This window comes from Psychrobacter piscatorii (assembly GCF_904846415.1).
Taxonomy (GTDB): Bacteria; Pseudomonadota; Gammaproteobacteria; order Pseudomonadales; family Moraxellaceae; genus Psychrobacter; species Psychrobacter piscatorii.
Genome location: NZ_CAJHAR010000006.1, coordinates 15,141 through 27,413, shown reverse-complemented (window position 1 = coordinate 27,413; position 12,273 = coordinate 15,141). Strand labels below are relative to the sequence as shown.

The 12,273-nt window shown below is 45.5% G+C and carries 12 protein-coding genes; 10 read left to right on the top strand and 2 right to left on the bottom strand.

Going from position 1 to position 12,273, the window contains the following annotated elements:
- The first annotated feature begins 172 nt into the window (after positions 1–172).
- From JMX83_RS04110 to JMX83_RS04070, 9 genes are all read left to right on the top strand, one after another.
- Positions 173–1,156 carry an ABC transporter substrate-binding protein gene (locus JMX83_RS04110; protein WP_201599289.1) on the top strand — a complete coding sequence of 328 codons (984 nt, stop codon included), beginning with the start codon at positions 173–175 and terminating at the stop codon, positions 1,154–1,156.
- A complete protein-coding gene (gene fhuB, locus JMX83_RS04105) occupies positions 1,153–3,123 on the top strand; it encodes a Fe(3+)-hydroxamate ABC transporter permease FhuB (protein WP_201599288.1) in 1,971 nt (656 codons plus the stop codon). Before JMX83_RS04110 ends, fhuB begins: the two co-directional genes overlap by 4 nt.
- A 418-nt stretch (positions 3,124–3,541) precedes the next feature.
- Complete coding sequence (locus JMX83_RS04100; RefSeq protein WP_201599287.1) at positions 3,542–5,824, top strand: TonB-dependent siderophore receptor; 2,283 nt, start codon at positions 3,542–3,544, stop codon at positions 5,822–5,824.
- A 135-nt stretch (positions 5,825–5,959) separates the two neighbouring features.
- The gene (gene pqqA / locus JMX83_RS04095) at positions 5,960–6,034 is read left to right on the top strand and encodes a pyrroloquinoline quinone precursor peptide PqqA (RefSeq protein ID WP_075107140.1); all 75 of its coding nucleotides are present in this window, start codon (positions 5,960–5,962) and stop codon (positions 6,032–6,034) included.
- Positions 6,035–6,113: 79 nt separating this feature from the next.
- On the top strand, positions 6,114–7,025 hold the full coding sequence (gene pqqB / locus JMX83_RS04090) for a pyrroloquinoline quinone biosynthesis protein PqqB (protein ID WP_201599286.1): 912 nt from the start codon (positions 6,114–6,116) through the stop codon (positions 7,023–7,025).
- Positions 7,026–7,067: 42 nt separating this feature from the next.
- Positions 7,068–7,826: a pyrroloquinoline-quinone synthase PqqC gene (pqqC, locus tag JMX83_RS04085; RefSeq protein ID WP_201599285.1), complete on the top strand. Its 759-nt coding sequence runs from the start codon at positions 7,068–7,070 to the stop codon at positions 7,824–7,826.
- On the top strand, positions 7,823–8,119 hold the full coding sequence (pqqD, locus tag JMX83_RS04080; protein ID WP_201599284.1) for a pyrroloquinoline quinone biosynthesis peptide chaperone PqqD: 297 nt from the start codon (positions 7,823–7,825) through the stop codon (positions 8,117–8,119). The genes pqqC and pqqD overlap by 4 nt, the downstream gene beginning before the upstream one ends.
- Entirely contained in the window at positions 8,116–9,273 is a 1,158-nt protein-coding gene (pqqE, locus tag JMX83_RS04075) for a pyrroloquinoline quinone biosynthesis protein PqqE (RefSeq protein WP_201599283.1), read from the top strand. The genes pqqD and pqqE overlap by 4 nt, the downstream gene beginning before the upstream one ends.
- Before the next feature lie 2 nt (positions 9,274–9,275).
- Positions 9,276–10,325 (top strand): dipeptidase, encoded by a 1,050-nt coding sequence (locus JMX83_RS04070; RefSeq protein ID WP_227675717.1) that lies wholly within the window; start codon positions 9,276–9,278, stop codon positions 10,323–10,325.
- A 46-nt stretch (positions 10,326–10,371) separates the two neighbouring features.
- Here JMX83_RS04070 and JMX83_RS04065 read toward each other — a convergent pair whose 3' ends face one another.
- Together JMX83_RS04065 and JMX83_RS04060 are read right to left on the bottom strand one after the other, a co-directional pair.
- The gene (locus JMX83_RS04065) at positions 10,372–10,665 is read right to left on the bottom strand and encodes a hypothetical protein (protein WP_201599281.1); all 294 of its coding nucleotides are present in this window, start codon (positions 10,663–10,665) and stop codon (positions 10,372–10,374) included.
- A 29-nt stretch (positions 10,666–10,694) separates the two neighbouring features.
- A complete protein-coding gene (locus JMX83_RS04060; RefSeq protein WP_201599280.1) occupies positions 10,695–11,075 on the bottom strand; it encodes an ankyrin repeat domain-containing protein in 381 nt (126 codons plus the stop codon).
- Between the two features lie 99 nt (positions 11,076–11,174).
- On the opposite strand from JMX83_RS04060, the gene JMX83_RS04055 reads away from it, so the two are divergent.
- A protein-coding gene (locus JMX83_RS04055) for an IS3 family transposase (protein ID WP_201599279.1) occupies positions 11,175–12,262 on the top strand; the annotation gives its coding sequence in 2 pieces (ribosomal slippage) (positions 11,175–11,427 and positions 11,427–12,262; 1,089 coding nt in all).
- Positions 12,263–12,273 lie beyond the last annotated feature (11 nt).

The window sequence follows — 12,273 nt, the reverse complement described above, 5'->3', positions numbered from 1 at the left end:
ACTTTAGACGGCTTACTATGATGCACATGAACAATTTGGGCGTGGCACAAGGTCTGCTTCGCTATATGGACAATGACTCAAACACCATACAAAAACAGGTTTTACATTCCATATTTTGGGTAAGCGTTACGCTGCGTACTCACCCTGATGTTAGTCAACAAGTAGCCGTTATATGAAAGCAATGTCTCTCTTCATCCGTCTGTTTGTGACAGCATGCCTAGGCTTAGTGTTGAGTAGTTGTCACTCATCTGATGCCACCTCGCCCGCGCCTGCCCTAGAGACGCAAAACACCTTAACGCAGCCCCTGTCGGTACAATCGCCTTCTAAGGTGATGACACCAGATTGGGGCATCGCTGCGACATTAACTGCCATGGGCTACCCGCCAGTGGCAATGGGTGATAAGCCTTTTTATAAAGAATGGGTGGGCAAACCTATTATCCCTGCTACCACATACGACGTGGGTACCCGTTATCAGCCCAATCCCGAAATGTTCTCTCAGCTCGATCTAGATGTGGTGATAGACACCGGATTTTATGAGCATTTGCGTCCTATGTATGGCGACTTGCCCATTCACTCTATTGAGCTGAGCAGTCTAAATAGAGTTGCCAAATGGGAAGATTTCATAGAGCCCACGTTAGAATTGGGTCACTCTATTCATCAGCCTCAAGCAGCACAACACTATCTTGAGCAGAGTAAAAGTCAAATAACGCAAGCAGGTCATACGTTTCATACGCGATATCCTCATATCAAAAAACTGGCGGTAGTCCAATTTGCTGATACCAATAATTTACGTATGTTTTCATACAACAGCTTGTTTCAGCCGGCACTAAACGCCATGGGGTTAGAACTGGTGGCTTTCGCAGATGGCAACCAATGGGGCTTTGCACCCATTATGCTAGGGGATTTGGCACAGCTCGATGACGATACTTGCTTGGTGGTCGTAGAACCTATCGGTGATCTACTTAAGCTGGAGCTAGAATCCAGCTTGGTATGGCAACGCTTGGGATACTCGTTTGAAGATGACCCAAAATCTGCCGATAAAGGTCGCTGTCTAACCCTACTACCGGCCACTTGGAACAATAGTGGCGTGGCTTCTATGAATGTCTTGGCCGATCGATTAATGAATGCCACGCTTGTAGGCAATACCGACTTATGATGAAAAACAATGTTTTGTCTATTAACCGTCTTTATTTAATGGTTACTTTTTTGATCGTGATGGCAGTAGTCAGTAGTTACGCTGTCATACATCAGTTATGGAATCTACCATTCATAGAGCTGTTCACTCCATCATTTGACTTGTCGCTTTCGGATATGAGTATCCAGCTGCAAATCGTGCCGACCATGATCGTGGCATCAACTGCAGGTGGCCTTTTAGGCTTAGTTAGTGTCTTGCTACAACAGTTGGTAAAAAACACGCTGGCGTCAGACACAACATTGGCGGTGGGCAGTGGCGCAAATATGTCACTGCTACTTGTGACATTATTTTTCCCTAGTTTCAATCTAGGAGGTAGCTTTTGGGTCGCCTTTATAGGGGCCATTAGCAGCATGGCAATTGTATTCATCCTTGCCGCACCAAGTCGCATGAATCCCCTGGTAATGGTACTAGGAGGGTTGGTCACCAATATCTTATTGGGTGCTATCGCCGCCTTGTTGATGATTTATTATGCCGAAGAATCCTTAAATGTCATGGTATGGGCGGCTGGCAGTCTTACGCAAAACAATTGGCAAGTGTCTATTGTATTAACCATTGCTAGTGTGGTCGCCTTTATCAGCTTAATGCCCTTGTTAAAGCCGCTAGAAATCATGAGCCTAGACGATAGGCAGGCAAAAAGTTTGGGCATACCTATCAATCTTATTCGAGGACTGGTAGTGGGATTGGTGGCGATATTAACGGCCCTTGTCGTGAGCCGTGTAGGACCTATTGGTTTTATCGGACTGGGTGCCGCTACCCTCGTCAACGTATTTTCTGTCAGAAATATCGGTTACCGTCTGCTCTTGGGCTATGGATTTGGGGCGCTTCTGCTATGGGTGACCAGCAATGTCACCACGGTACTACAGCATTACCTAAGCCTAAACATTCCTGCTGATGCGATGACTGCCTTACTTGGCGCGCCATTGGTTATATGGCTAATCGTAACCCAAAGCCGGCCGCATAAAGATGAGATTAGCCCAACGCTTATTTCAGAACGCCGCGAACCGCATTTACTTCTCTGGAGTATCGCCTTAGCCCTACTAATTGTCGGCATACTTGTTTTCACTGCCACAGCAAATGGCTGGCAATTGAATGCCGTATGGAGTTTGATTGTTGATTTTAGACTGCCTCGCACCCTAAGCGCGGCGGCCACTGGCGTGATGCTAGCGACTGCGGGCGTACTGCTGCAAACCTTGACGCGCAACCCTATGGCCAGTCCTGAAGTGCTGGGCATCAGCTCAGGTTCAGCAATCGGCGTGATATTTGCCTTTGTTTTCTTACCCAGTTTTGGCTACGCAGGCATTGTGCTGTCAGGATTATTGGGCGCAGCGATTGTGCTCAGCTTGATATTATGGCTGGCTCGTAGAATAAATCCTGCCTATTTGCTGTTGGTTGGCGTGGCAATTGCCGCCCTGATGGGTGGTTTGTTAAGTCTGGTCAAAATATCTGGAGATCAGCGGTTGCAAGCAGTTCTCAGTTGGCTATCGGGCTCCACTTATCTGGCCAGCCCTGAGACTGCATGGCTACTTGTGATATTTGCCCTATTGCTTTTTTTATTGAGTTTTATGCTGATAAAACCACTAGAGATACTGAGCTTAGGCAGCGGGATAGCGCGTGAGCTTGGTGTCTCTTTAAGGCTGTTTCAAAGCTTGATATTAATCTTAGTGGCAGCGCTTAGTACCATATCAACATTGGCAGTCGGTCCGCTCAGTTTTATTGGTCTGATGATTCCACATCTTGCCACGACGCTCGGCGCGGTTCAGCTCAAGCGCCAATTACCACTGGCGGCTATTTTAGGTGCCGCATTAATGGTGCTGGCGGATTGGCTTGGGCGTTATATCATATTTCCTTACGAGATACCGGCTGGCACCATTGCCGCTATTATTGGTGGTGCGTATTTCTTATACCTGATGCGCCGTATCAAAGCGTGATTTACACCATTACTTATGACACTACTCTATAAAGAGGTGTCTTGTTTAATGTCATTCACGCTTCTATGAGTGTTGATGAGGCATTGGTTCATCATGGCTTTATCATACTATGCGTTGATACTGTTGTATGCTCATTTCTTTCTTCATCGAATAGGTCAGCTCGCACCCTATTCATTCATGCAATTTTATCAAATACTCAAGTTCACCGATCAGACACACAAGCAAATGTATCAAAAATATCTCTATATTGTATTGCTAATAATTCTCATTATCATTATCATGTACGCAATTGATCGTGACATGTTAAGCCTATCAAACAGTCTGTCACTGACAAAACCATATATTGATTATTCATTCAATGCTGCATCAAGAGAATGTTAAGCCAATTAACCCAATACTTTTATCGAGATACCATCTGATGTTTATCATTACAAAAGGCACCAAGCGACATAAACCCAGCTCCTTGAGTTGGTTCATCAAACAAACCATGCATCTGTCAGCCATTGCTTCATTGGCAGTCAGCTCATCTATCATTCATGCTGAAACCACCGACCAATCCGCAACTGGTGATAGTATCACCATCAATGATGCTGACAAAAAAGCCGAACCTAGTACCACGCTAGAGACTATCGTGGTCACGGCAGATATAGACGCACAGAATACTGAAAATACCGACCGCTATACTATTCCTACCGCCAGTAGCGCCACTGGACTGGCACTCTCTGCAAAAGAAACCCCGCAGGCCACCAGTGTAGTGACCAATCAGCAACTCAAAGATCAAAACTCAACCAATCTAACAGAGGTGCTTAAACGCGCGCCTGGTATTCAAGTGGGCAGTATCGATGGCGCGCGCAGTGGGTTCTCAGCGAGAGGGTTTGGCATTACTGGCTTTCAAATCGATGGCTTAAATACAGATTTTGTTCAGCAAGCGGCGATGGGTGAATATTCAGCCAATACTGCTATGTTTGATCATGTTGAAATAGTACGTGGTGCGACAGGCTTGATGAGTGGCTCAGGCGATCCTTCTGCCAACGTCAACCTCATTCGCAAACGTGCCGACAGCACAGTGCCCGCCACTGAACTCTCTGCCAACGTTGATCGTTATGGCAATTATGGTGTGAGCATCGATCGCAGTCAGTCATTGACCAAAGATGGCGCGGTACGTGGCCGAGTCGTGGCAAGTTATCAAGATGGCGACACCTTTATCGATCGCCAAGAGCTGGGGCAAAACCTAATCTATGCCACAGTGGATGCTGATGTGAGTGACAACACTACTGTCAGTGTGGGCGCAAGCCGTCAGCACAATAAATCAAAATCGACCATGTGGGGCGGTTTGCCAAGTTATTTAAGTGATGGCTCAAAAGCTGAGTGGGATACCAGTAAAAACGGTAGTGCTGACTGGTCAAACTGGGACTCTGACAATGTTTACTACTTCGCTGACATCGATCATGATTTTAATGAAGACTGGAACCTAACCACCAATGCCAGTTACAACGAGAGCGACAGCAGCCCAAAACTCCTTTATATCTATGCCAATGGCAATCAAGTTATTGATCCTGATGTAGGACTGATCTATAACTTAAACCCATTCCATGCCGATACCGAACGCAAACAAGTCAACGTCAAAACTAAGCTGACGGGTAATTTTGATGCACTAGGCAGAACGCATCAAGTCATCGTCGGTGGCTCGTATAATAAAAGCGATCTTGATACCTTTACCTATACAGCGCCGCCTGATGGACTTTTGCCAATATCTGACTTCGATAACTGGGATGGCAGCTACGCTGAGCCAGCATGGGGCGCCAAAACCCAAAGCTCTGATGTCACGACTAAAGAAAAGGCCATCTTTGCCGCCACTCAGCTAAAGCTAACGGATCCCTTGTCAGTGATATTAGGGTCACGGGTGTCTGATTATGAGCGCTCAGGTGTGCAGTATGGCAATAATGTAGACACTGAATCCAAACATATTTGGACACCTTATGCGGGTATTACTTACGCTATCGACGAAAACCACAGCCTTTATACCAGCTACAGCGATATCTTTAAACCTCAAACCGAGCGCGATATCGACGGCAATTATCTCGATCCTATCGAAGGTAAAAATTACGAAATCGGCCTCAAAAGCGAATCAGATAATGGCGCGCTACAAAGCCAAGTCAGCATCTTTAGAATCGAGCAAGACAATCTTGCGCAACTTGATGGCGGTCAAATAATCCCAGGTACCAGTCTTGAAAATGCTTATGTTGGTGCAAAAGGCGCTACCAGTCAGGGCGTTGAAGTAGAGGTCACTGGCGAGCTTAGTGACAAACTAAAGGCCACTATCGGCTACACGCATTTTAATGCTGAAGACAATAGCGGCAAAGCCATCAATACAGGCTACGCCGACACCACGCTGAATTTGTTTGCCACCTATGATATGAACGATATCGTTCCTAACTTGATAGTTGGTGGCGGTATCGATTGGTCAAACGGCTACTATGGTGTGGTCACCAACCCTGTGACTGGGCAATCTGAAAAATATGGTCAAGACAATGTGACACTAGCAAGCATCATGGCCAAATATGCCATCAATGACAACTTAGAAGCACAGCTTAACGTCAACAATTTATTCAACCAAAAATATCTTGCTGGCGAAAACTTCTTTGGATTAACGTATGGCGAGCCTTTAAACGTAGTCGGTAGAGTGACTTATCGCTTTTAGTCTAAATATTAGGGCTTGTTGAGATTGAAAGTTAACATCTAACAAATTGACATTCAGGGTCGGCTTATAATACCATTGATAATTACTTTCATTCATCTCAACGATGATCCTATAATAACTTTTTGGAGTAATCCCATGCAGTGGACTAAACCAGCTTTTCAAGACATCCGTATCGGTTTCGAAATCACTATGTATTTTGAAGCACGCTAAAAACTCATAGACCTGAATACATTAAAAGCCCTAGATGATTAGGGCTTTTACTTTTTTTGACATTTGGAAATATTGCGCTATGTATATTCACGTTTTAGGCTCAGCAGCGGGCGGCGGCTTTCCGCAGTGGAACTGTAACTGCGAAAACTGCCATGGCGTACGCCAAGGCACCATTGAAGCAAAGACCCGTACCCAGTCCTCGATCGCCATATCAGAAAATGGCGTTGACTGGATTTTGTTTAACGCTTCACCCGACATTCGCCAGCAGCTATTTGACTTTAAAGCCGCGCAGCCAGCCCGTCAAGTACGAGACACAGGTATCACCGATGTGGTATTGATGGACAGTCAGCTTGACCACACCACAGGCCTATTGACCTTACGTGAAGGCTGCCCCATCTCTGTTTGGTGTACCGACATGGTGCATGACGACCTCAGCACAGGATTTCCACTGTTTAATATGTTACAGCACTGGAACGGCGGTCTACAATATAATCAAATTGATCCAAAACAGCGCTTTCAAATTGACGGTTACAGCAATTTAGAGCTAACGCCTTTGGTCATCAGAAGCTCAGCGCCGCCGTATTCGCCGCACCGTAACGACCCTCATGATGGCGACAATATTGCGCTGATTGTGAAAGATTTAAAAACACAAAAGCAGCTGTTCTATGCGCCAGGCTTGGGCAAAATTGACGATGTAGTCATGCAAATCATGAAAGCGTCTGATTGCGTGATGATTGACGGTACGCTATGGACAGACAACGAGATGCAAGAACGCGGCGTTGGCACTAAAACTGGCCAAGATATGGGGCATTTGCACATCAGTGGTTACGATGGCTCGCTGCACTATTTAGATCAGCTCGATAATACTCGCAAGGTGCTCATTCATATCAACAATACTAACCCGATATTGAACGAGCAATCTGAACAAGCGGCGACATTAAAACAGCACGGTGTTGAAGTGGCCTTCGATGGCATGCAGATAGAGCTTTAAGACAAACGGTAAGGCAAAGACAGCAATCGCAAGGTGAAAATAATGCAAGAAGAAAACACAGCACTCAGCCCAGAAGCGTTTGAACAAGCGATTATGGCAAAAGGTCAGTATTACCACATTCACCACCCTTTTCATATCATGATGCATGAAGGGCGCGCGACGCAGCAGCAAATCCAAGCATGGGTCGCCAATCGATTTTATTACCAAATCAATATCCCGCTAAAAGACGCGGCAATCATGGCGAACTGTCCTGATCAACGTGTGCGTCAAGAATGGATCCAGCGCATGATTGATCAAGATGGCGTGTATCCTGATGGCGGCGGGCGTGAAGCGTGGCTCGGGTTGGCAGAAGCAGTTGGTCTGACTCGTGAGCAAGTGATTTCTGAAGAGCTGGTATTACCGGGTGTGCGTTTTGCGGTTGATGCTTATGTGAACTTTGCACGCCGTACGTCATGGCGTGAGGCGGCGAGCAGCTCACTGACCGAGCTGTTTGCGCCGCAGATTCACCAATCGCGTCTAGAGTCTTGGCCCAAGCACTATCCTTGGATCAAAGAAGAAGGCTATACCTATTTTCGCTCGCGCCTCAGCCAAGCTCGCCGCGATGTTGAGCATGGCCTGACCATTACCCTTGACTCATTCAAGACGGCTGAGCAGCAAGAGCGTATGCTTGAGATATTACAATTTAAACTCGATATTTTATGGACGATTTTGGATGCCTTGAGTCTCGCCTATGTGCATGACCAAGCGCCTTATCAAAGCGTCACCACGGATCATGTCTGGCATAAAGGATTGTTCAAATGAGTATACCTGCTAGTTTACCTGAGCTGGACCAAACTCTGGTTCCCACATGGCGTCATGGCTATCGCTTCCAGTTTGAGCCGGCGCAAGACGCTTATGTCCTGCTCTACCCTGAGGGTATGATCACCCTTAACGACAGTGCCAGTATCATTGGACAACATATCGATGGCACCGCATCGGTTGCTGATATTATTAAAAAGGTGAAAGCGATGTTTGGCGATGTCCCTGAAATCGAGCAAGATATCATTGAATATATGCTGGTCGCCCAGCGCGAACATTGGATTGATTTAGTATGACTGCGCCAGTAGGGCTACCGTTATGGTTACTGGCGGAGCTGACCTATCGCTGCCCGTTGCAATGCCCGTATTGCTCCAATCCCATTGATTATGCTCAGTATAAAGAAGAGCTGACGACAGCGGAATGGTTTGATGTGTTTGATCAAGCGCGGCAAATGGGCGCGGTGCAGCTGGGGTTTTCTGGCGGTGAGCCACTGGTGCGTCAAGACTTAGAAGAAATGGTCGCTTATGCGCACAAGCAGGGCTTTTATACCAACCTCATCACCTCAGGTATGGGGCTGACTGAGGCTAGAATCGCGAGTCTAAAAGAAGCAGGCCTACAGCATATTCAGATCAGCTTCCAAGCCAGTGACCCTTCAGTAAATAACCTCTTAGCGGGTTCGAAGCATGCTTTTGAGCAAAAGTACGAGATGTCACGTCTGGTCAAACAGTACGACTATCCGATGGTACTTAACTTTGTGATCCATCGGCAAAACATCGATCAGATCGACCAGATTATTGATCTCTGCTTAGAGTTAGAGGCCGATACGGTTGAATTGGCTATCTGTCAGTTTTATGGTTGGGCATTTGAAAATATCGAAGGCTTACTACCGACCAAAGCGCAAGTGGTTAGAGCCGAACGCATTACCAATGAATATCGCCAAAAAATCGAAGAACGTGGTATCAAATGCAAACTCATTTTTGTGGTGCCTGATTACTACGAAGAGCGGCCAAAACCTTGTATGGATGGCTGGGGTAAGATTTTCTTGACTGTGGCACCTGATGGCACCGCCTTACCTTGTCATGCTGCCAGACAGCTACCCATGTCCTTTCCCAATGTCAGGCAGACGCCATTAAAAGAAATCTGGTATGACTCAGACAGCTTCAATCACTTTCGCGGTGATGAATGGATGCCTGATATGTGCCAAAGCTGCCCCGATAAAGAGCGCGATTATGGCGGCTGCCGTTGCCAAGCGTTTATGCTGACGGGCGATGCCAAAAACGCCGATCCTGTGTGCGGCAAATCCCCTTATCACTACCTGATCGAGGAAGCACGTATCAATAGCGAGACGCCAACTCCGTTTGAAGAGCTGCGCTTTAGGAACCCTAAAAACTCTAAACTATTAAGTATGAGTCAAGAGCAACTGATTCCCACGCGTACGGTCACGGATTAATGATGAATAAACAGCCCATAATTTTTGATGGTCATAATGATCTACTAACCCGCCTATGGCTGAGCTCGGCTGATGATCCTGTGCATGATTTTATTTATGGCACACTACCGGGGCATTTGGATCTAGCTCGTTGTCGACAAGCAGGATGGATGGGCGGATTATTCTCTATTTTCTTACCGCCCTACGCTTATGTGAAAAACAACCATCCTGATAAGTTATCCAACCCATCAAACTCGGATTTTACTCCGCAAGAAATCGTTGATATTTGCTGTGCGCAACTAGAACTTGCCCAGCAATTGCAGGCGCGATCAGATGGTCAGATTCAGATCTGTACGTCCTTGGCGCAAATTCAAGCCTGTCAGGAAAATCAACAACTGGCTATCGTTTTGCATCTTGAAGGCGCTGAGTTTTTAGCTATTGAGCCTGACTTGCTGGATGTGTTTTATGAGGCAGGACTCAGAAGTATTGGCCCGCTGTGGAATAGAAAAAGTCTGTTTGGTGATGGTTTAAATGCGTCTTTTCCACACTCTCCAGATACAGGCTCTGGTCTGACTACGCAAGGCAAAGACCTCATTTTGGCGTGTCGTGACAAGCATATGCTGATTGATGTGTCACATATGAATGAGCGCGCTTTTTGGGATACGCTAGAGATTTCGGATCAGCCGATTGTCGCAACCCACTCCAATGCACACGCCTTATGTCCGCAAGCAAGAAACTTAACCGATCACCAGCTGGCTGCCATCAAACAAAATGGTGGTCTGGTTGGGGTGAACTTCGATGTGGCGTTTCTACGTGCGGATGGGCAGCGATATACGCAGACCTCACTTGATGTCATTGTCGATCATCTTGCTTATCTGATTGACCATCTGGGCGAAGATCATGTCGGTTTTGGCTCTGATTTTGATGGGTGTCTATTGCCTGATGAATTGTTTGATATCAGTCAAATATCCAAGCTAATTAAGCGGATGCAACAACGCCACTTCTCTGATGCGCTTATTGAAAAGATAACGTCGAAAAATTGGTTTGCTGTGCTTGATAAGATATGGCAGTGATGGTTCGTATATTTGGATATCGCAAGCTTCATCTGAATTTTTTTAACTAAAACGGTTTGCTAAGCAGGTAACTAGTAACTTCTCTTTCTTCCAGACCTTTAGCACCATTCTTCAACCAGAGTTCAAAATGGTTTGAAAATGAAGAGTTGTCTTCACCTTTCATTATAGGTTGGTGGAAAAAAGATTTATTCTTTCTTAAAACTTCTATGTGCTTAATTGAAAATACATATAACTCTACCTCGTCTTTACTTTTGGGCACATTGTTACAACTATCAGTTGTATGTGTAGATTCTTCTCTTAAGAGATCTAATAAATCTTGAAACCTAGCTGATTCAATCATGTTTCTTACGAAACTTTCCAACATATTATTTACTCGTCTGAATTATTTTCAAGCATTTTTATTAATTCTTGAAAATCAGGATGATCACCTCGAAAGCCTTTAACTGCTTCAAGTAAGTAATCTTTTCCATTATAGTAGTTAACATCTCCACCATTTTTTAACATTAGTTCTAAGACATCTAATCTATCAGGCATTAACAAAGTCATTCTCAAAGGTATCAGGTTATCTCTATTAGGAACGTTCGGATCTGCCCCTGCTTCTAGTAAGGCAATCGCCGCTTCTGCATTTTCCCCTCTCATCGCATAGTGCAATGGTGTCATGCCATAACTGTCTTGAGCATTAATTGGAACACCTTTTTCTATAAAAAATCCAATAGTTCTTTTCGGTGGTTCATCTGGATTAAATCCCATTGAGAGCTGATGTAACCAGTTCCATTGGTAATCCCCCCAATAAATAAGAACACTTACAAATAGAGATTAACTGCTAAAATACACCAGCAGGAGAATCCTATGAAAAAGACACGCTTTAGCGACAACCAAATCGTCAACATCCTAAAACAAGCCGAACAAGGCGTCCCTATTACCGAGCTCTGCCGTGAGCATAACATCAGCCAAAGCACCTTCTACAACTGGCGATCTAAATATGGTGGTATGGACGCCACACTTATCAGCCGTCTTAAAGAGCTTGAAGTTGAAAATGCCCGCTTAAAGAAGATGTACGCTGATGAATGTCTTAAATCCGACATCCTACAGGATGCTATGTCAAAAAAGTGGTAGCGCCCCGAAGGCGCAAAGCGTTGGTTTGTCACTACATTGAAGATCGTGGTATTGGTATCCGCAGGGCTTGTAGCATCTTTAACATCAGCGTCACCTGTTATTATCACAAGTCGGTGGTAACAGATGAGAACCAGCAAATAGCGGACTTACTTATCAAACTGACTGATGAGAACAAGAACTGGGGCTTTGGCTTGTGCTTTTTAACCTTGCGTAATGTGCTAGGACTGCCGTACAACCATAAGCGGGTATATCGCATCTACTGCGAGCTTGAACTCAACCTTAGAATCAAGCCTAAGCGTCGCATTAAACGTGCTAAACCAATACCATTAGCAGTACCTGATAGGATTAACCAAAGCTGGAGCATGGACTTTATGCACGACAGCTTAACTGATGGCCGCGGCTTTAGACTGTTCAATGTCATTGATGATTACAACCGTGAGGCACTCACCGTTGAAGTCGACTTCTCGCTACCGGCGCAAAGGGTCATACGCAGTCTTAATCAGCTTATTGAGTACCGAGGCAAACCTGTGCAGATAAGATGCGATAACGGCCCTGAATACATCAGCAATGCGCTCAAAGACTGGGCTGAGCAGCAAGGTATCATCTTAAGCTATATTGAACCTGGCAATCCACAGCAAAATGCGTATGTAGAGCGCTTTAACAGAACCATGAGATATGATTGGTTAAATCAGGAGCTGTTTGATAATCTAGAGCAGGTACGCGCACAAGCAGAAAACTGGTTATACCATTATAATCATAAGCGCCCAAACATGGGCAATGGCGGTTTTACACCGATACAGAAACTCAATCAGGCAGCTTAATTGGGAGTTTC

What these genes read in the sequence shown, in the direction of transcription:
- JMX83_RS04110 (WP_201599289.1), top strand. Translation starts at nt 173, where the DNA reads ATGAAAGCAATGTCTCTCTTCATCCGTCTGTTTGTGACAGCATGCCTA.
- fhuB (WP_201599288.1), top strand. Translation starts at nt 1,153, where the DNA reads ATGATGAAAAACAATGTTTTGTCTATTAACCGTCTTTATTTAATGGTT.
- JMX83_RS04100 (WP_201599287.1), top strand. Translation starts at nt 3,542, where the DNA reads ATGTTTATCATTACAAAAGGCACCAAGCGACATAAACCCAGCTCCTTG.
- pqqB (WP_201599286.1), top strand. Translation starts at nt 6,114, where the DNA reads ATGTATATTCACGTTTTAGGCTCAGCAGCGGGCGGCGGCTTTCCGCAG.
- pqqC (WP_201599285.1), top strand. Translation starts at nt 7,068, where the DNA reads ATGCAAGAAGAAAACACAGCACTCAGCCCAGAAGCGTTTGAACAAGCG.
- pqqD (WP_201599284.1), top strand. Translation starts at nt 7,823, where the DNA reads ATGAGTATACCTGCTAGTTTACCTGAGCTGGACCAAACTCTGGTTCCC.
- pqqE (WP_201599283.1), top strand. Translation starts at nt 8,116, where the DNA reads ATGACTGCGCCAGTAGGGCTACCGTTATGGTTACTGGCGGAGCTGACC.
- JMX83_RS04070 (WP_227675717.1), top strand. Translation starts at nt 9,276, where the DNA reads ATGAATAAACAGCCCATAATTTTTGATGGTCATAATGATCTACTAACC.
- JMX83_RS04065 (WP_201599281.1), bottom strand. Translation starts at nt 10,665, where the DNA reads ATGATTGAATCAGCTAGGTTTCAAGATTTATTAGATCTCTTAAGAGAA.
- JMX83_RS04060 (WP_201599280.1), bottom strand. Translation starts at nt 11,075, where the DNA reads ATGGGATTTAATCCAGATGAACCACCGAAAAGAACTATTGGATTTTTT.